We start from the raw sequence: 16,488 nt of genomic DNA, 5'->3' as shown, positions 1-16,488 counted from the left end.
AGGGCCACCCGATCATGACGCCACGCGCCCCCCGCCAAGTGCCGCCGCCCGAACGCCGAGAAGGCGAAGAGCGCCGCGGCAGCTACGCCCGCTTCATTCCTCGCGAAGAGTTGCAAGGCTTTGCGGCCTGGAACCCGGATGCCCTGTCTGGCGCCAGCAATGCCAAGCGCCCGCCGATTAGCGCCCCCGCAGCTCCGGCGGCCGCTCCGGCGACACCGCAACCCGCACCGGAACCCGAGCCCAGCCAGCAAGAGCTGCTGCACGCAGCCCGCCAGTCCGGTTACCAAGATGGCTACCGCGACGGCATGGCCGCGCTGGACGCTTTCAAGCAGAGTTTTGCCCAGCAGATGAGCGCCCAAATCGGCGGCCTGGTGCGCAGCTTTGATGCCGACTTCCGCGCCATGGAAGATGAGATGGCGCAGGCCCTGGCGCGTTGCGCGGTGGAGCTGGCCCGTCAGGTGGTGCGCAGTGAGATCAGCCAGCGCCCCGAACACATTGCCCGCGTGGCGCATGACGCCGTCGAAGCCTTGCAGTTGTCGGCCCGCCATGTGCGGGTCCGCGTCAACCCGGCCGACTATCCGCTGGTGATTGAGGGCGCAGGCGAAGAAATGCGCGCTCGTGAAGCGCAAGTCCTGCCCGACCCCGAAGTGCCGCGCGGCGGCTGCAAGGTCGACTCCGACATCAGCAGCGTCGACGCCAGCCTGGCCACCCGTTGGCAACAAGCCGCGGCCGCCATGGGCCAAGCCTCGCTGTGGGAAGACCGTCGCGGCACGGGCTCAAACGAGCCCATGGCAGACGGTTTTGATGGGGAGCAAGGGTGATGGATCTGCGCGACATCGACACCGGCGAAGACATGGACGCGGCACAGCCTGCTGCGCCCGATAGCCGCACCGGCCGCTGGCAGCAGTACCTGAACGACCTGCAGGCCTTCGCCGGCAGCGCCGTGCCGCTGGAATCGCAAGGCAAGCTGGTGCGTGTGGCCGGCCTGGTGCTGGAGGCCACCGGCGTCAAGGTACCGGTGGGCTCGGTTTGCGAAATTCATATGCCCAGCTCCAGCAGCAACCCGCAGCGCGGCCAGCGCCCGGTCAATGCTGAGGTGGTGGGCTTCTCGGGCGACCGCGCCTACCTGATGCCTACCGACGAGATTCAAGGCCTGTCCAGCGGCGCCATGGTGCTGCCGCGCGCCCTGCCCTTGATGGCCCCGCAACTGGGCGTTCCTTTGCATCCCTGGCGCCGTGGCGAAGACCGCGGCCTGCACCTGCCCATGGGCGCCGGCCTCCTCGGCCGCGTGGTGGACTCGCATGGCCACCCGCTGGACCGCCGCGGCCCCTTGCAAATGACGCAAGACGAGCCCATGGTTCGCCGCCCCATCAACGCCATGGATCGCGACCCGGTGCGCACCCCGCTGGATACCGGCGTGCGCGCCATCAATGCCATGTTGACCGTGGGCCGCGGCCAGCGCCTGGGCCTGTTCGCCGGCACCGGCGTCGGCAAATCGGTGCTGCTGGGCATGATGGCCCGCTACACCCAGGCAGATGTGATCGTGGTCGGCCTGATCGGCGAGCGCGGCCGTGAAGTGAAGGAATTCATCGAAGACATCTTGGGCGAAGACGGCCTGCAACGCTCGGTCGTCGTGGCTGCCCCGGCCGATGCACCGCCGCTGGTGCGCATGCAAGGCGCGCACTACGCTACCGCCATCGCCGAGAACTTCCGCGACCAAGGCCTGCATGTGCTGCTACTGATGGACTCGCTGACCCGCTATGCCATGGCCCAGCGTGAAATCGCCCTGGCCATTGGCGAGCCGCCAGCCACCAAGGGCTATCCGCCCAGCTGCTTTGCCAAGCTGCCGCAGCTGGTGGAGCGCAGCGGAAATGGCCTGCCCGGCGAAGGCTCGATCACTGCCTTCTACACCGTGCTCAGCGAAGGCGACGATCAGCAAGACCCGATCGCCGATGCCGCGCGCGGCATTTTGGACGGCCACATCGTGCTGAGCCGCGAGTTGGCTGAGGCCGGCCACTACCCAGCCATCGACATCGAGCGTTCGATCAGCCGGGTGATGACCAATGTGGCAGACCAGGGCCATATCGACGCCGCCCGCCGCTGCCGCCAACTGCTCGCTAAGTACAACAAAGCCCGCGATCTGATCCAGCTGGGCGCCTACGCCCCCGGCCATGACGCCGAACTGGACATAGCCGTACGCCTGCACCCGGACATCACCCGCTTGCTGCAACAAGACATGCACCGCCCGGCCCATCTGGGCGACTGCCTCAAACAACTGTCAGCCGTCATCAAGGACGCCTGATTTCTGCCGATACACCTGGGGTCAGGCCCTGACCTCGCATCTGAACAAGAGACGGAGAGCGCCAAATGAACTCAAGCAATCTGCAAGTCCTCAGCATCCTGCTGGAGCGCGCCGAGAGTGAGCGCGACGAGGGCCTCAAAGTGCTGCAAGACGCGCAAGCCCGTGCCGAGCAGGCGCGCGCCCAACATGGCGACCTGGCGCAGTACCGCAACGACTATCAGCAGCGTTGGAGTCAGCAGTTTGCCCGCCAAGGCACGATGGACATCGTCGTCTGCTACCAAAGCTTTGGCGGTCGGCTGGATCAAGCCATCAGCAGCCAGACCCAGGTGGCTGAGTTTGCCGAGCAACGCGTCGAACGCGCCCGCGCAGCACTGCAAGCGCTGGAATTGCGTGTGGCGTCAATTTCGAAGCTGCTGGAGCGCCGCCGCCTTGAAATGCGCCGCGCCGGGCAACGCCAGGAGCAAAAGGCCACCGACGAACAAGCCGCTCGCGCCTCCTTGGCCGCCTTCAATCCCTTCATGCGCCTGTCGGCCTGAGCGCCCGCCGCTGTCTCGACACCCAAGTTGACAAGCGCGGACGCCCGCCAACAAGCCAGGCCGCCGCGCGAAGGAATGCCCCATGACGACCGACACCAACACCCTGCTCGCCGCACCCGGCCGCTTCAAGCCCATTGCCAGGCAGGACCGGCCCAACAACGGTCTGGTGCCCGCCCCCAAATCTGGTGAGGCGCCCGCCGAGTCTTTTTCGCAGTTGCTGAAGTCCTATGACCCGGCCCAGTCGAAACAAGGCTCGACCTCGCCCATGCCTACCGCGACGCTGCTGGCCCAGGCCCTGCCTCGGCCCTACACAGCGACAGCGCCCGCTGCGCAGCCGCCCGTGAACCCGCCTTCAGCAGAAGCGAGCGCCCCGCACGCGCCCGAAGGCGGCAAGCCCAATAACGGCACGCGCTCGCAGCAGCGCACGGAAGCGGCTCGCCAAGAAGGCAAACACGCGGCCAAGCCCCGCGGCGCCACGCAGGAACTCGCCAAGCCCGCCGCCACCGGACCGAAACAAGACGGCAATGCACTCGAAACCGGAGAAGCCCGGCTGGACGACAAAGAGGCGCCGGACGAGGATGTCAGCCTGGACGATCAGTCGGACCAAGCAGGCATCCGCGGCGCGGGTCGCAAAGACCAAGCAAGCGATCCACTGAACGGTGAATTCGCTGCGGCCGATGTGGCCGCCAACGCAAGCAGCGCCGCCGCTCCCCCCGAACTCAGCGGCGCCGATGCCGCCTCGGCCGGCTTGCTCACATCGACCAAGACAGGCATTGGCGCCGAAAATGGGACTCTCGACGGGACCGAGGACGGCGCCTCTTCTCAAGCCAAGACCGCTGCCCTGGGCGTGGCCGGACAAGGTGCGCGCAATCTGAGCAAGGCCGAGCGTGCCGAGGCCAGGCAAGCCCTGCCCCCCAGCGCCAGTGCCGACGCCAAAGCACAAGCCAACACCTCAGACCTGATCGGCACCCAGGCCAACTCCGGCGCCGCTGGCGCCCCAGCCCAGCGCAAGGAGCTGGCCTTGGCGCAAGGGGAAGGGGCATCCTTCGACAAGCTACTGGCGGCCAACGCCGCGGCAACTAACGCCACAGGCACAGACAAGCCGTCTAGCAGCGGCGAGAAGCCCCAGGTGATGCTGAGCGCCAATCTGTATGACTCGGCCTTTGCACCCGAGATGGCGGCGCGCCTGAGCGTGCTGGCCGCGGACGGTGTGCAAGAGGCGCAACTGCACCTCAACCCAAGCGAGATGGGGCCGGTGGCCGTCACCATCGTGCTGGACGGCCAGCAGGCGCAAATCTCTTTCCATGCCGAGCAGGCCGACACCCGCAATGTGCTGGAACAAAGCCTCCCCGATCTGGCGGCCGCCTTGCGCGAGTCGGGCCTGACCCTCAGCGGCGGCGGCGTTTTCCAACAAGCCAATGGCCAGGGGCAAGGGCAGCAAAGCCGCTCTGATGAGGGTTCAGCGCCGCGCGGCAAAACGCTGAGCCAAGATACGCAGTCCAGCCTCGCGACGCGACCCGCTGTACCCCAGCGCGTCAGCCGTGGCGTGCTGGACATGTACGCCTGAGGACGCATGCCAAGGGGTGCCCGAACAAAGATGTACACCGACTGATGGGCAGGGGAGCGAATAGCCAAGCCGCGGTCCCGCTTTTCCTGCCTTGAATTCGCGGCTAAACGTGAATAATCGAACTCAGCTTGGCTTTTCAGGGTCAGCGACCGACGCTCCACGGTGAGACGCCGGCGCCGCCCGGGCCTTAGAAGATCACAGGAGTCCGAATGTCAGCAGCACCTGCAGCAGCAGCGGCCGAGGCCCCCAAGGGCGGCGGTAAGAAGAAGCTCATCATCATCATCGCGGCCGTCTTGTTGCTGGTCCTGGTGGGCGGCGGTGCAGCCCTGATGCTGATGAAGAAGAAGCACCCTGCCGACGGCGAAGAAGAAGGCGACGCCCCCACGCACGAGGCCGCGCCCGCCCATGCACCAGCCAAACCCGGCACACCGCCGACCTATGTGCCGCTGGACCCGTTCACCGTCAACCTGGCTGACAAGGAAGTGGACCGATTCGCCCAGATCGGCATTACGTTGGAGGTTGGCGACCCGAAAACCGCTGACCAGATCAAGGCCTATTTGCCGGCTATCCGCAGCAATGTGTTGATGGTGCTGTCCTACAAGACATCGACCGAATTGCTGACCAAGGAAGGCAAGGAAAAGCTGGCGCGCGAGGTCATGCGCGAGTCGGTGAGGCCTATGGGCATTGAACTGGAAGACGAGGAAGAAGAGCCTCCAGCCGAAGACACGCCGAAGAAGAAAAAGAAGAAGAAAAAGAAGGCCGCCGTGATCAGCCCGATCACCAACGTCCTGTTCTCAACCTTTATCGTCCAGTGAGCCCGCTGTTCAAGCACAACGGTGATTCGCCATGAATCAGCAAATCCTCTCTCAAGACGAAGTTGATGCCCTGCTGCAGGGCATCACCGGCGAAAGCCAGAAGCTCGACGCCGAAGAAGAACAGGTCGGCGGCATACGCGACTACAACCTGGCCAGCCAGGAACGAATCGTCCGTGGGCGCATGCCCACGATGGAAATCATCAACGAGCGTTTCGCCCGCAATATCCGCGTCGGCTTGTTCAATTTCATCCGAAAGAGCCCGGAAGTGGCCATCGGTGGCATCAAGGTGCAGAAGTACAGCGCCTTCCTGCGCGAGATCGTGGTGCCCACCAACTTCAACATCGTCTCGGTCAAGCCGCTGCGCGGATCAGGGCTGATCGTCTGCGACCCGACCCTGGTGTTCGCGGTCATCGACTCGCTGTTTGGCGGCATCGGCAAATTCCACGCCCGCATCGAAGGTCGCGATTTCTCGGCCACCGAGCAGCGCGTGATTCTTCGCCTGGTCGAAGTGATCACCGCCGAATACCACAAGGCCTGGAAAGGCATTTATCCGCTGGAGTTGGAATTCCAGCGTTCGGAGATGCAGCCGCAGTTTGCCAATATTGCGACCCCCAGCGAAATCGTGGTCTCGACCTCGTTCACGCTGGAGATCGGCGAGACCAGTGGCACCGTCTATTTCTGCATCCCCTACGCGACGCTGGAGCCGATTCGCGATGTGCTGTACTCGACCACGGTGGGCGACTCGACCGAGCCGGACCGCCGCTGGGTCAATCTGCTCAAGCACCAGATCCAAGACGCCAAGGTGGAGTTGGTCGCCGAACTCGGTACCGCGCCGGCCACCGTCGAACAGTTACTGGCCTTCAAACCGGGCGACTTTATCGAGTTGGACCTGGAGGCCATGATCAAGGCCAAGATCGACGGTGTGCCCGTCTACGACTGCCATTACGGCACCTCGAACGGCAAGTACGCCATCAAAGTTGAACAAATGCTGACCAGCCCCGACCAGGGTTGGCTGGGAGCCCGCAATGTCACCTGATACCCCCTCCTCCGAAGAACAAGACGCAATGGCGGCCGAATGGGCCGCAGCCCTGGCCGAAAGCAAGCCTGCCGAGGTGGCCGAAGAGTTCCAGCCGCCCGCCGAACAGGTGGCGCCGGCCAGCTTCGCCAATTTCTCGCCGACGCCCAGCAATATGCCTGGTGGCGACATCAATATGATTCTGGATATCCCGGTCCAACTGACCGTGGAGTTGGGGCGTACGCGCATTCCGATCAAGAACATTTTGCAGTTGGCGCAGGGTTCGGTGGTGGAACTCGATGCCTTGGCGGGTGAGCCCATGGACGTGTTGGTGAACGGCTACCTGATCGCTCAGGGCGAAGTGGTGGTGGTGAACGACAAATTCGGTATTCGTCTGACCGACATCGTCACGCCGTCCGAACGGATGCGCCGCCTCTCCAAAGCCTGACGTTCAAAATCGACGCAGCATGACCTGACACCAAGCTGCTGCATGGCGGACAATCGCCACGATGAACTCCCCTCTTCTGCCCATTCTCTGGTTCCTGGCCATTTTGTGCCTGATCCCCTTGGTGCTTTGGCTGCTCAAGCGCACACCGCTGGGCGGCAGCGGTGGCTCGGCCGGCGCAGGTGCGATGCGCCTGATCGCTCAATTGCCGATTGCACCGACGCAAAGAATCCTGACCGTCGAGGTCGGCCAAGGCGAAGACAAACGATGGCTGGTGCTGGGTGTGACCGGACAGCAAATCAGCACCTTGCACGTGATGCCGCCACAGGGTGAGGTTCCCGAATTTGGCCAAGCGGGCATGCCCTTCGCCCAGATGCTGAACGCACGGTTGCGCGGCGGCGCCCAGCCAACGGCGAGCGCGGCCTCTGAGCCTGCGGCCAAACAGGCGGGAGAGCACGGTGCGTCTTGAAGGACTTCAAAACTCCGTGGTCGCCGCGGACGCTCATGCACCGCAATTGAAGGCGTCACGGCAAGCTAGCCGACCGCTGCGAGGCTTTGCGCTACTCGCCTTGGTTGCCGCATCGTCGGCCAGCGCCATCGCCCAAAATGCGCCCCCAGCCACGCTGCCCTTGCTGGTCGGCCAAGGCGCTGGTGGCGGCAGCTTCTCGGTGCCGATTCAAACCTTGTTGTTCTTCACAGCCTTGGGCTTCCTGCCTGCGGTGCTGTTGATGATGACCGGCTTCACCCGCATCGTCATTGTCTTGTCCTTGATGCGCCAAGCGCTCGGCACCCAGGCAGCACCGCCGAATCAGGTCATCGTTGGCCTGTCCTTGTTTCTCACCTTCTTCGTCATGAGCCCGACGCTGGACAAGGTCTACACCGAAGCCTGGCAGCCCTACAGCGCCGGACAGATTGCCTTTGAAGAAGCCATCAAGCGGGCCGAGCCACCGATGCGCGGCTTTATGTTGAAACAGACGCGCGAAGCCGATGTCGCCCTGTTCGCCAAGCTGGCCAAGCTGGACAACGCCATCAAGGCCGAAGATGTGCCGTTCAAGGTGCTGGTGCCGGCCTTCGTCACCAGTGAATTGAAGAGCGCCTTCCAGATTGCGTTTTTGATCTTCATCCCCTTTCTGGTGATCGACATGATCGTCAGCAGCATCTTGATGAGCCTGGGCATGATGATGTTGTCGCCGGTCTTGGTGGCTCTGCCCTTCAAGTTAATGCTGTTCGTCTTGGCCGATGGCTGGAACCTGCTCTTGGGTTCACTGGCCGCGAGCTTCGTGACCTAAGCGGCCCCTGCCCAAGGAATTGCACAGATGGATGCACAACAAGTTTTCACCTTCGGTCAACAAGGCCTCTACGTGCTGATGTTGGTGTCGGCGCCTATCCTGCTGACCGTGCTGCTGGTCGGCGTCTTGGTCAGCGTGTTTCAGGCCGCTACGCAGATCAACGAGGCCACGCTGAGCTTCGTACCCAAGGTCGTGGCGGCCGTGCTGGTACTGTCGCTCACGGGCCCCTGGATGGTCAGCACCCTGGTTGACTACATCCGCCGCACGCTGATGACGATTCCACAAGTCGTTGGCTGATGTTCTCGCTGACCGAAGCTCAACTGCTGAGCTGGTTGAATCCGCTGTTATGGCCTTTTGTGCGCACGCTGGCTCTGTTTGCCGGCATGCCGATTTTCAGCCAGCGTCAGGTCCCAATGCGTGTACGCGTCGGCTTGGCGCTGTTCATCTCGGTTGCAGCGCAGCCCTCGCTGCCGGCAATGCCACTGACACCGCTGGACTCCTTGCCAACCTTGGTCTTGCTATTGGCTCAGCAGCTTCTGATCGGCCTGTCGATGGGCTTCGCGGTGCGCCTGGTGTTTGCGTCACTGGAGTTTGCAGGGGAATTGATTGGCCTGCAGATGGGCTTGAACTACGCCGGCTTTTTTGACCCCGCCACCGGCAGCCAGGGCACCGCCAGTGCGAGATTTTTCGGCAGCATGGTGGCCTTCTTATTCGTTGCCATCAACGGCCATCTGCTGCTGATCAATGCCTTGATTCAGAGCTTTCATGTGTTCCCGATCGGCGATGAGCCGTTCCGCTTCTTGCGCGTGGCACAGCCGCAAACCTGGGGCGCCGAGATCTTTCGCATGGGCTTATGGATCGCCCTGCCTCTGATCACCATGCTGCTCTTCGTCAATATGGTGCTGGGGGTGATTTCGCGCGTCGCGCCGCAAATCAATGTGTTCTCGGTCGGCTTTCCGCTGACCGTCAGCATCGGACTGATTGGCATGGTGGCCACCTTGCCGCTGATGCAAACGCCCTTTATGGTCGTGCTGGAGCGGATGCTGGCGGCCTTCACTTGACGGCGGCATTGCGCCGACGATGTGGTGCCCAGGACGGGACTTGAACCCGTACGACGTTTAAGTCGGCAATTCATTCGCAGGCTAGCTTGCTATGGACACATCATACTGCCTATAAATCAATAGCTTAGCGTGATCAATGTGTCGCGTCGATCGTCGTCATTATGGACATTTCAGGATCTCATCTGTACATATCGATCTAGCGAACGAGCAGTAGCGCAAGTGAGGTACTTCAGGACCCTCGTGCATCCCAACCACGCCCCCCTGCGCAGCGGGGGCAGGGACCGGCCTTCGTCGGGCGTCACCGATGACTGCCCAGGCAAATGCACAACCCAACTTGAGCACGCTGTCTGCGTGTCTTGAACAAAGCCTGAGCTTTCTAAGCAGCCGGTCCGCTATGCGGTGCAGACCACTGGTACTCCGGCAGAGTGCGCTAGCTAGCCTTCATAGCTAACTCTAGGCTGGCAGCAGTCGATCGATTTTGGCGATCCAACAACCGCTGCGGTCAAAACCGGCCATTTAGCTTTTCGGTGGACGAATGTCTGCTGCACCCCCAGAAGCTGCCGATCGGAAAATCTGCGACGCGAGACCATCAGGGCATGAGGCGCCGGCCGATCCAGCGACAGCTTTCACAAGCTGCGAAATGGCATCAGGGCCGGTTGGCTTAAATGGCGAACGTTCTGGCGGCGGTCAACTCCGTGCCCATAGCGGGCATCCAAAGTGCCGATCTCTAAGTCAACGATGCAGCGTAAAGAGTCACTGACGACGGGCCGCTTTATGGAAGTCCAAATGCACGCCCACCTTCCACCTTCGTCCACCGAGCAGCAGCACGGTCGGCCCGTCCTTCCGCTCTTGAACCGCCATCGGGTCGACGTATCCAAGCTCCGTTGCCCCGTGTCCTGCCGACAGGACCATCGGGCTTGCGAATGCTGACAACAGGTCGAGGAAGTGGCCTCGCCCAAACAGCTTTTCGCCCTCAGGGCCCATCGACGCCAGACCGCTGCTGATGAATAGGATGCCCTTGAGCCAGCAAACCAATCGAGCAATTCATCGGGGTTGCCCACGGTCGCAGACAAACCAATCCTCTGAATCGGCTGCCTGGCGTAAGCCTCGATGCGGCTTGCCCCTCACCTACATCGTCAGCGGTGAACAGCGCCGCACCTTGCAGGCTCACTACACGCGCCGGGATCGGCGGCGCGTTCTGGTACGACAGGGTGGTGATCAGGATCAGGCCCGCAAAGCCGATGATCATCACGATCACGACAGTGCGTAGCCACCAGGCCGACAGCGGGCCGTCGTTCTCGATGACCGGTTGGGCGGCGATGCTCGCCGTCGCGATGCTCACAGCGCTTCCTTGAGCAGGGTGAGCCGGATGCTTTCGATCGCCCGCGACGGGGCAAGTCCCTTCGGACATACCTCCGTGCAATTCATGATCGAGCGGCAGCGAAACAGCCTGTAGACATCGTTCAGGTCGTCCAGCCGCTCGCGCGTCGCGCGGTCGCGGCTGTCGGCGATGAAGCGGTCAGCCTGCAACAAGCCTGCCGGACCCACGAACTTCTCGGGGTTCCACCAGGACGAAGGACACTGGCTCGTGCAGCAACCGCACAGGATGCACTCGTACAGCCCGTTCAATCGGTCGCGCTCTTGCGGCGATTGAAGCCGCTCCTTTTCGGGCGGAACTTCGTCATTGATCAGCCAGGGCTTGATGGAGGTGTACTGCGCGTAGAAGCGAGTCATGTCGACCACCAGGTCGCGGATCACTGGGAAGCTCGGTAGCGGGCGCAACACGACCGGCTCTTTCAGATCGCGCACTTGTGTGATGCACGCCAATCCGTTGCGGCCGTTGATGTTGATCGCATCAGAGCCGCAAACACCCTCGCGGCACGACTTGCGGATCGTCAACGTGTTGTCCTGCGCCTTGATGCGCAGGATGACGTCCAACAACATGTGATCGTCCGCACCGATCGGCTGGTCGAATTCCTGCATATAGGGCTTGACGTCGTATTCAGGATTGAAGCGGTAGATCGAGAATTTCATGGACGCCTTTATATGGTTGCGAAAAAGCGTCGCGCGAGGCTTTCACGCCCGACCCGGCCAGAGGATGAGAAAGATCCATGCCGCGACCCCCAGCAATGCGAGCGCGATCAACGCCAGGGCGGCGACACGGACGCCTAGCGGATTGACGTAGTCGTGCGTCACATCGCGCAGCCCGACCCAGGCATGCATTAGCAGAGCGGCAAAAAACAGCAGCGCACCGATGCAGACGGCGGGCTGGCTGACCCAAGCGCGCCAGGCGGCGTACGAAAGCGGCGGGTCGACCAGAAAGTGCACGAGCACGAATCCGAGAAACAACAGCATGAACACCGCGCTCAAGCGCTGAACCAGCCACGGCTGCAAGGCACCGAGCGGCCGCTTCATAGCACCACGCCTGCTGCCACCACCGCCATCACCGCAGCGCCGATGTTCACGCCCCAAGCGCTGCGGCGCGCCTCGGCCAGGTGCGAGCCGATGCCGATGTCCATCAGCAGATGGCGGGCACCCGCTAGCAGGTGGTGCGACAGTATCCAGATGAAGGCGACCATCGCCACCTTGAACAGTCCGGTGCCCGCGATCCGCGTCAGGCGCTCGTACGACTGCGCGCTGTCGAGCGAAAGATGCAGAACATATAAAGAATACGGGAGGCCGAGCGCCAGCACTACGCCGGTGACGCGGTGCACGATCGACGTAATCGCGCCCACCGGCATCTGGATCTGTGTGAGGTTGAAGAACACCGGACGCGCCGGAGGTTGACGGTTCATGAGGACGCTCCGGACAGCCTGAGCGCGTCGACGCGTCGCCTCAACGCTGGCACCAGGTCGTGCTCGAACCAGGGGTTGCGCTGGAACCAGGGTGTGTTGCGCGCCGAGGGATGCGGCAGCGCAAAGCAGTCCGGCGCGAACTCACGCCAGGCTTTGACCGTTTCGGTCAGCGACGTCTTGCGACGACGACCGAGAAAATGCCGTTGCGCGTGCAGCCCGATCAACAAGGTGAGTTCGATCTGCGGCAGCCGGGCGAGCAAGGGGTCGAGCCACAGGTCGGCGCATTCTCGCCGGGGTGGTAAATCTCCGCTCTGGCCGCGTCCGGGATAGCAAAGGCCCATCGGGATGATCGCGACTTGCGATGCGTCGTAAAAGCTGACGTTGCTCAAACCGGTCCAATGACGCAGGCGCTCGCCACTCGCGTCGTCCCATGGAATCCCCGAGTTGTGCACGCGGATCCCCGGGGCCTGGCCGACGATGAGGGTGCGCGCGGTGGAGCCGACTTGCAGTACCGGGCGCGGGCCGAGGGGGAGGTCGGCCTCGCACACACGACAGTTGCGTACCAAGTCGAGCAGACCGCCGAGGCTTTGATCCGGCGTAATGGTCACGACCGGGCGTTGGCGCACTGTCGCATTCACGGCTTGGCTCCTTCGAGCGCGGACTCCGCTGCAGGATAGGTCACTGTCAGACCGTCGATGTGGGCGAACGAGGTCATCGTGTGCGCTTTTCGGCCGTGCGGTCCGATGATGTCCTCGACGCGAACCCCACGCACCAGGATTGCGTCGGAAATCAGCGAGCGATGACAGCGCCTCGACCCTGCAAGCTTGACGATGTCGTCGACGTTGTCGGCAAACTCGGCGGACTGCATGTAGTCGGCATAACCCCTGAAAGACGCGTTGTGCCAAGCCATGTTCGGCGAGTCGGCGTGTGCATGGCGAAGTCCGCCGAGTCCCTCCCGGTACGAATACTCGATGCCTGCAGCAGCGAGCGATGCTGGGAGCGCGTCGAGATTGAACTGCGGGTTGTGACGCGAGCGTGGAATGGTCCTGACGTCGATCACCTCCGCGACCTCGTTCGTCCAGAGCAGCGCGATGAACTCCTCAATCGTCCGGTTCGAGTGGCCGATGGTGACGACCAGGCGTTCGGGCTTCAACGATTTGGCGGCCATTTTCATCACCTCAAGCGCCGTGGAGCAGCAGGGTGATGAGCACAGAGGAGTCCTCGATAGCGACCAGCGAATGCGACACGCCGCCCGCCAGACACTTCAGGTCGCCGGCCCGCATGACGTCTCGCGTGGTGCCGATGGAAAATTCGATGCTGCCTTCGAGGCATTGCAGCGTGAATTCGCCGACAACGTGGTGCTCGGGCATCTGCTTGCCGGCGAGAAGAATCATGCGAAACACTTCGAGATGTTGCGTCTTGAACAAGGTGGTGGTTCGCGTCGCCTTGAGCGCCTCGCCAAGCGGCTTGATGTCGATCAGCTCACCCGACAAGGCATGATGAATTGCCATTTCTGAACCCTCCTTGTCAAATTATTGCCTCACTGGTGTTGAAGTGTTTGTGCGCTACCGAACGCTGCCTCGATATACGCGCCGCGTGTTGAGAAGGCTTCAACTCTGCAGGCCTTTTTCGGGCGCCATGAGAAAGGCCCGCCGCAGCTGACAGCCCAGACCTATTCGTATGCTCGGCGAGCGACTACACGCTCAAGGTGGAGTCCCTGGGCGTTCCAAGAGCGGCAAGGTGCCGGGCAAGGCGCTGTCGCCATCAAGCGGGGTCGTAATTTGGGGTAAAGACGGCTGGCTCTTGTCATTGCCTTGTGCCTCGTTAGCTTGATGGCCGTTGTGGCAAACCAGCACAGTGCTTGACCCTTCTGAGCGCGCAAAGCCACGAAACGCCTTCCAAGTATCGCGGCTGCAAATGGCACGCTTCAAGCACGTGCGCTTGAAGCGACGGCAACGCCCCCGCCTGCGTGAACAGGGCGCGGCGGCCTTCTGATGCTCAAGTCGGCCACACCTTTCACCGGCCGGAAAAGCAAAATTCGACGCGCGCGCGCTTGACTGAACTCAAGGGAAAACATTGCGGGAGGGCAAAGCCTTCGCGGCATACGGAATCTAGACTTCAGCCCGCACCCTAGGGCACCGGCCCGGTGTTGCAAATTTGCAGCCAGAGCCCTATGACCACCCTCATCGTTCCCGATTTAGTTGCCCCCGCCGGATCCCTGCGCGCCCTCACCCAAGCCGTCGACGCCGGCGCTGACGCCGTCTACTTAGGCCTCAAAAACGCCACCAATGCCCGCAATTTTGCGGGCCTCAATTTCGACGATGCACAGGTGCGCGAAGGTGTGGCCTATGCCCACGCACGCGGCCGCCAAGTGCTGATGGCGCTGAACACCTATGCCGATGCCCGTGACGATGGCCCTTGGCGCGCCGCCGTTGACGCCGCCGCCACCTTGGGTGCCGACGCACTGATCGTGGCCGACGCCGCCGTGCTCGCCTATGCGCGCGACCACCACCCGGGCTTGCGCCTGCATCTGTCGGTGCAGGCATCGGCCACCAGCCATGTGGCCATCGAGTATTACCGCCAGCGCTATGGCATCCAGCGCGCGGTGCTGCCCCGCGTGCTGACCTTGCAGCAGATTCAGCAGGTGATCCGCAACACCGAGGTGGAGATCGAGGTGTTTGGTTTCGGCAGCCTGTGCGTGATGGTCGAGGGGCGCTGCGCCTTGTCGTCCTACGCGACCGGCCAATCGCCGAACACGGCGGGCGTGTGCTCGCCACCGGCGGCGGTGCAATGGATCGAGGGGCCGAGCGGCGTAGAGGCGCGCCTCGCCGGCGTGCTGATTGACCGGTATGGGCCGCAGGAGCCACGCGGCTACCCGACCTTGTGCAAGGGCCGCTTCAGCGTCGGCGACGCCAGCACGCCGGACTACGCGCTCGAAGAGCCGACCAGCCTGAACACCCTCGCCTTGCTTCCGCAGCTGCTGGCCAGCGGCGTGCGCGCCATCAAGATCGAAGGCCGCCAGCGCAGCCCAAGCTATGTGGCCGGCGTTACCCGCGTCTGGCGTCAAGCCTTGGACAGCCTGCGCAGCGGCGACCGCTTCAGCGTGCTGCCGGCCTGGCAGCAAGAGCTTGGACGCTGGGCCGAAGGCCAGCAAAGCACGCTGGGTGCCTTTGATCGCCCCTGGCGCTGAGCCATGAATGACAGGACAAAATTGATGCCTACTGGCCCGAATCCCCCCCGCCTCGGCCTGACCGTGGCGCCGCTCCAATATTGGTGGCCGCGCGCGCACATGTTGAACTTCTACGCCGAGCTGGCCGAGGGGCCGGCCGACTGCGTGGTGCTGGGCGAGGTCTGCTGCTCGCGCCGCAATGAATTCAGCTTGGCCGATTGGCTGGACCTGGGCCGTGATCTGCAAGCTTGCGGCAAGCACATACGTCTGGCCACCCTGCCCTTGGTGATGAGCGAGGCCGAACTGCGCGGCGTGCGCCGGATTGTCGAACAGAGTGAATTCAGTATCGAAGCCGGCGACACCAGCGCGCTGCAGGCCTGGAGCCAACGAGCGCCTGCCGACCGTCGGCCGCTGGTGCTGGGCCCGCATCTCAATCTCTACAGCGGCGGCGCTTTGCGCGAGGCCTTGCGCGAGGGGGCGGACATCAGCACCTGGGTGGCAGCGCTGGAGCTGTCGCTTGACGCCTTGTCCTTGATCAACCCGCCGAGTCACGAGCCAAGAGCCGAGCAAAGTGCCGAGCGGCGCGTCGAGACCGAGGTCTTCGGTTTCGGTCGCATGCCGCTGGCATTTTCGGCCCGCTGCTTCACGGCTCGCCACCACCGGCTCAGCAAGGACCAGTGCGAGTTCCGCTGCCGCGACGATGCCGACGGCCTGCTGCTGCGCAGCATCGAGGCACAGCCCTTTCTGGCCCTCAACGGCATCAGCACGCAATCGGCCGATTTGCAATGTTTGATCGGGCAGGCGCCGGCCATGCGCGCCGCTGGCGTCGACCGGCTGCGCCTTTCGCCCTGCAGCCAGGGCTTTGCCGAAGTCGTGCGGCAGTTTGATGCCGTTCTGAACCAAGGCCAAGCAGCCCATGTCGCGCTGCAACACTTGCGCAGCTTGCCGCTGCCGGGTGCCTTGGTCGATGGTTTCGCCCGGCGCCAGCCGGGCATGCAGGAGTTGGAACATGCATGAGTTCGCCAGCAATATGAGCCCGCCGTCACGGCCTTCCTGGTTGAGTCAAGCCCGCCATCTGCTGCGCCGTTTGCCGACCGAGCCGCCGTCCTGGTGCGCGGCCCGTGCGCTGGACAAGCTGCTCTGGCCCAAGCTGGACGCCGGTCAGCGCCTGGCTCTGCAAGGGCGCATCGTCGAGCTGGAGTTGGTCGAGACGGGCTTGCGCCTGCGTCTTTGTATGGGGCCACAAGGTTTCGAAGTCGTGCGCGGCCGCAGCGCCGCACCCGCCGTGACGCTGCGCGCCAGCAGCTTTGCGTTGTGGCGCTTGCTGCGCGGCCAGGACGACGCCGATCGGCTGTTTTTCGAACGTGCGCTGGTGATGGAGGGCGACACCGAGTACGGGCTGATCCTGAAGAACACGCTGGACGCCATCGGCCCGCTCTTGCCCGAACTGAGCGAGCTGCCGCCGTGGAGCGCACGCCGCTGAGCCAGCAGCGT

General features: G+C 63.3%; 21 protein-coding genes. 14 read left to right on the top strand and 7 right to left on the bottom strand.

From position 1 onward, the window contains the following. Positions 1 to 14 precede the first annotated feature (14 nt). The 11 genes from WG899_RS16900 to fliR all read left to right on the top strand — a co-directional run bounded on the left by WG899_RS16900 (position 15) and on the right by fliR (position 9,030). Complete coding sequence (locus tag WG899_RS16900) at positions 15 to 821, top strand: FliH/SctL family protein (protein ID WP_339596820.1); 807 nt, start codon at positions 15 to 17, stop codon at positions 819 to 821. A gap of 32 nt (positions 822 to 853) precedes the next feature. Further along, the gene (gene fliI, locus WG899_RS16895) at positions 854 to 2,302 is read left to right on the top strand and encodes a flagellar protein export ATPase FliI (RefSeq protein WP_339596835.1); all 1,449 of its coding nucleotides are present in this window, start codon (positions 854 to 856) and stop codon (positions 2,300 to 2,302) included. A gap of 65 nt (positions 2,303 to 2,367) precedes the next feature. Next, a complete protein-coding gene (gene fliJ / locus WG899_RS16890; protein ID WP_339596819.1) occupies positions 2,368 to 2,838 on the top strand; it encodes a flagellar export protein FliJ in 471 nt (156 codons plus the stop codon). Between the two features lie 82 nt (positions 2,839 to 2,920). Next, positions 2,921 to 4,405 carry a flagellar hook-length control protein FliK gene (locus tag WG899_RS16885; protein ID WP_339596818.1) on the top strand — a complete coding sequence of 495 codons (1,485 nt, stop codon included), beginning with the start codon at positions 2,921 to 2,923 and terminating at the stop codon, positions 4,403 to 4,405. A gap of 209 nt (positions 4,406 to 4,614) precedes the next feature. Next, positions 4,615 to 5,220 carry a flagellar basal body-associated FliL family protein gene (locus tag WG899_RS16880; protein ID WP_339596817.1) on the top strand — a complete coding sequence of 202 codons (606 nt, stop codon included), beginning with the start codon at positions 4,615 to 4,617 and terminating at the stop codon, positions 5,218 to 5,220. Between the two features lie 31 nt (positions 5,221 to 5,251). Next, a complete protein-coding gene (fliM, locus tag WG899_RS16875; RefSeq protein WP_263533501.1) occupies positions 5,252 to 6,256 on the top strand; it encodes a flagellar motor switch protein FliM in 1,005 nt (334 codons plus the stop codon). Next, positions 6,246 to 6,683 (top strand): flagellar motor switch protein FliN, encoded by a 438-nt coding sequence (gene fliN, locus WG899_RS16870; RefSeq protein WP_339596816.1) that lies wholly within the window; start codon positions 6,246 to 6,248, stop codon positions 6,681 to 6,683. Before fliM ends, fliN begins: the two co-directional genes overlap by 11 nt. A 61-nt stretch (positions 6,684 to 6,744) precedes the next feature. Next, the gene (locus WG899_RS16865) at positions 6,745 to 7,149 is read left to right on the top strand and encodes a FliO/MopB family protein (protein ID WP_339596815.1); all 405 of its coding nucleotides are present in this window, start codon (positions 6,745 to 6,747) and stop codon (positions 7,147 to 7,149) included. A 100-nt stretch (positions 7,150 to 7,249) separates the two neighbouring features. Further along, positions 7,250 to 7,969 (top strand): flagellar type III secretion system pore protein FliP, encoded by a 720-nt coding sequence (gene fliP, locus WG899_RS16860; RefSeq protein ID WP_339596814.1) that lies wholly within the window; start codon positions 7,250 to 7,252, stop codon positions 7,967 to 7,969. Between the two features lie 27 nt (positions 7,970 to 7,996). Beyond that, the gene (gene fliQ / locus WG899_RS16855) at positions 7,997 to 8,266 is read left to right on the top strand and encodes a flagellar biosynthesis protein FliQ (protein ID WP_339596813.1); all 270 of its coding nucleotides are present in this window, start codon (positions 7,997 to 7,999) and stop codon (positions 8,264 to 8,266) included. After that, on the top strand, positions 8,266 to 9,030 hold the full coding sequence (fliR, locus tag WG899_RS16850; RefSeq protein WP_339596812.1) for a flagellar biosynthetic protein FliR: 765 nt from the start codon (positions 8,266 to 8,268) through the stop codon (positions 9,028 to 9,030). The genes fliQ and fliR overlap by 1 nt, the downstream gene beginning before the upstream one ends. Positions 9,031 to 10,003: 973 nt before the next feature. Here the strand turns inward: fliR and WG899_RS16845 are convergent. From WG899_RS16845 to WG899_RS16815, 7 genes are read right to left on the bottom strand one after another with little or no spacing between them, the layout of a single operon-like run. Further along, positions 10,004 to 10,372, bottom strand: coding sequence for a hypothetical protein (locus tag WG899_RS16845; RefSeq protein WP_339596811.1), 369 nt, complete (start codon positions 10,370 to 10,372; stop codon positions 10,004 to 10,006). Then, positions 10,369 to 11,064, bottom strand: a complete 696-nt coding sequence (locus WG899_RS16840; protein ID WP_339596810.1) for a succinate dehydrogenase iron-sulfur subunit — start codon at positions 11,062 to 11,064, stop codon at positions 10,369 to 10,371. Before WG899_RS16840 ends, WG899_RS16845 begins: the two co-directional genes overlap by 4 nt. A gap of 42 nt (positions 11,065 to 11,106) precedes the next feature. After that, the gene (sdhD, locus tag WG899_RS16835) at positions 11,107 to 11,445 is read right to left on the bottom strand and encodes a succinate dehydrogenase, hydrophobic membrane anchor protein (RefSeq protein WP_339596809.1); all 339 of its coding nucleotides are present in this window, start codon (positions 11,443 to 11,445) and stop codon (positions 11,107 to 11,109) included. Next, positions 11,442 to 11,825 carry a succinate dehydrogenase, cytochrome b556 subunit gene (gene sdhC / locus WG899_RS16830; RefSeq protein ID WP_339596808.1) on the bottom strand — a complete coding sequence of 128 codons (384 nt, stop codon included), beginning with the start codon at positions 11,823 to 11,825 and terminating at the stop codon, positions 11,442 to 11,444. The genes sdhD and sdhC overlap by 4 nt, the downstream gene beginning before the upstream one ends. Further along, the gene (locus WG899_RS16825) at positions 11,822 to 12,463 is read right to left on the bottom strand and encodes a uracil-DNA glycosylase family protein (protein ID WP_339596807.1); all 642 of its coding nucleotides are present in this window, start codon (positions 12,461 to 12,463) and stop codon (positions 11,822 to 11,824) included. The genes sdhC and WG899_RS16825 overlap by 4 nt, the downstream gene beginning before the upstream one ends. Continuing rightward, positions 12,460 to 12,999 (bottom strand): DUF488 domain-containing protein, encoded by a 540-nt coding sequence (locus WG899_RS16820; RefSeq protein WP_339596806.1) that lies wholly within the window; start codon positions 12,997 to 12,999, stop codon positions 12,460 to 12,462. The genes WG899_RS16825 and WG899_RS16820 overlap by 4 nt, the downstream gene beginning before the upstream one ends. A 4-nt stretch (positions 13,000 to 13,003) precedes the next feature. After that, positions 13,004 to 13,336 (bottom strand): cupin domain-containing protein, encoded by a 333-nt coding sequence (locus WG899_RS16815; RefSeq protein WP_339596805.1) that lies wholly within the window; start codon positions 13,334 to 13,336, stop codon positions 13,004 to 13,006. Between the two features lie 662 nt (positions 13,337 to 13,998). Between WG899_RS16815 and ubiU the strand changes: the two genes are divergently transcribed. The 3 genes from ubiU to ubiT are packed head-to-tail and all read left to right on the top strand — an operon-like array spanning position 13,999 to position 16,477. Beyond that, positions 13,999 to 15,015 (top strand): ubiquinone anaerobic biosynthesis protein UbiU, encoded by a 1,017-nt coding sequence (gene ubiU / locus WG899_RS16810; protein ID WP_339596804.1) that lies wholly within the window; start codon positions 13,999 to 14,001, stop codon positions 15,013 to 15,015. 24 nt (positions 15,016 to 15,039) lie between these two features. Further along, positions 15,040 to 16,011, top strand: coding sequence for a U32 family peptidase (locus WG899_RS16805; RefSeq protein WP_339596803.1), 972 nt, complete (start codon positions 15,040 to 15,042; stop codon positions 16,009 to 16,011). Continuing rightward, positions 16,004 to 16,477, top strand: a complete 474-nt coding sequence (gene ubiT, locus WG899_RS16800) for a ubiquinone anaerobic biosynthesis accessory factor UbiT (protein WP_339596802.1) — start codon at positions 16,004 to 16,006, stop codon at positions 16,475 to 16,477. Before WG899_RS16805 ends, ubiT begins: the two co-directional genes overlap by 8 nt. Positions 16,478 to 16,488 lie beyond the last annotated feature (11 nt).

The organism is Paucibacter hankyongi, assembly GCF_037482915.1.
GTDB lineage: Bacteria > Pseudomonadota > Gammaproteobacteria > Burkholderiales > Burkholderiaceae_C > Paucibacter_A > Paucibacter_A hankyongi.
This window is presented reverse-complemented; position numbering and strand designations above follow the sequence as displayed.

What these genes read in the sequence shown, in the direction of transcription:
- WG899_RS16900 (WP_339596820.1), top strand. Translation starts at nt 15, where the DNA reads ATGACGCCACGCGCCCCCCGCCAAGTGCCGCCGCCCGAACGCCGAGAA.
- fliI (WP_339596835.1), top strand. Translation starts at nt 854, where the DNA reads ATGGACGCGGCACAGCCTGCTGCGCCCGATAGCCGCACCGGCCGCTGG.
- fliJ (WP_339596819.1), top strand. Translation starts at nt 2,368, where the DNA reads ATGAACTCAAGCAATCTGCAAGTCCTCAGCATCCTGCTGGAGCGCGCC.
- WG899_RS16885 (WP_339596818.1), top strand. Translation starts at nt 2,921, where the DNA reads ATGACGACCGACACCAACACCCTGCTCGCCGCACCCGGCCGCTTCAAG.
- WG899_RS16880 (WP_339596817.1), top strand. Translation starts at nt 4,615, where the DNA reads ATGTCAGCAGCACCTGCAGCAGCAGCGGCCGAGGCCCCCAAGGGCGGC.
- fliM (WP_263533501.1), top strand. Translation starts at nt 5,252, where the DNA reads ATGAATCAGCAAATCCTCTCTCAAGACGAAGTTGATGCCCTGCTGCAG.
- fliN (WP_339596816.1), top strand. Translation starts at nt 6,246, where the DNA reads ATGTCACCTGATACCCCCTCCTCCGAAGAACAAGACGCAATGGCGGCC.
- WG899_RS16865 (WP_339596815.1), top strand. Translation starts at nt 6,745, where the DNA reads ATGAACTCCCCTCTTCTGCCCATTCTCTGGTTCCTGGCCATTTTGTGC.
- fliQ (WP_339596813.1), top strand. Translation starts at nt 7,997, where the DNA reads ATGGATGCACAACAAGTTTTCACCTTCGGTCAACAAGGCCTCTACGTG.
- fliR (WP_339596812.1), top strand. Translation starts at nt 8,266, where the DNA reads ATGTTCTCGCTGACCGAAGCTCAACTGCTGAGCTGGTTGAATCCGCTG.
- WG899_RS16840 (WP_339596810.1), bottom strand. Translation starts at nt 11,064, where the DNA reads ATGAAATTCTCGATCTACCGCTTCAATCCTGAATACGACGTCAAGCCC.
- sdhD (WP_339596809.1), bottom strand. Translation starts at nt 11,445, where the DNA reads ATGAAGCGGCCGCTCGGTGCCTTGCAGCCGTGGCTGGTTCAGCGCTTG.
- sdhC (WP_339596808.1), bottom strand. Translation starts at nt 11,825, where the DNA reads ATGAACCGTCAACCTCCGGCGCGTCCGGTGTTCTTCAACCTCACACAG.
- WG899_RS16820 (WP_339596806.1), bottom strand. Translation starts at nt 12,999, where the DNA reads ATGAAAATGGCCGCCAAATCGTTGAAGCCCGAACGCCTGGTCGTCACC.
- WG899_RS16815 (WP_339596805.1), bottom strand. Translation starts at nt 13,336, where the DNA reads ATGGCAATTCATCATGCCTTGTCGGGTGAGCTGATCGACATCAAGCCG.
- ubiU (WP_339596804.1), top strand. Translation starts at nt 13,999, where the DNA reads ATGACCACCCTCATCGTTCCCGATTTAGTTGCCCCCGCCGGATCCCTG.
- WG899_RS16805 (WP_339596803.1), top strand. Translation starts at nt 15,040, where the DNA reads ATGCCTACTGGCCCGAATCCCCCCCGCCTCGGCCTGACCGTGGCGCCG.
- ubiT (WP_339596802.1), top strand. Translation starts at nt 16,004, where the DNA reads ATGCATGAGTTCGCCAGCAATATGAGCCCGCCGTCACGGCCTTCCTGG.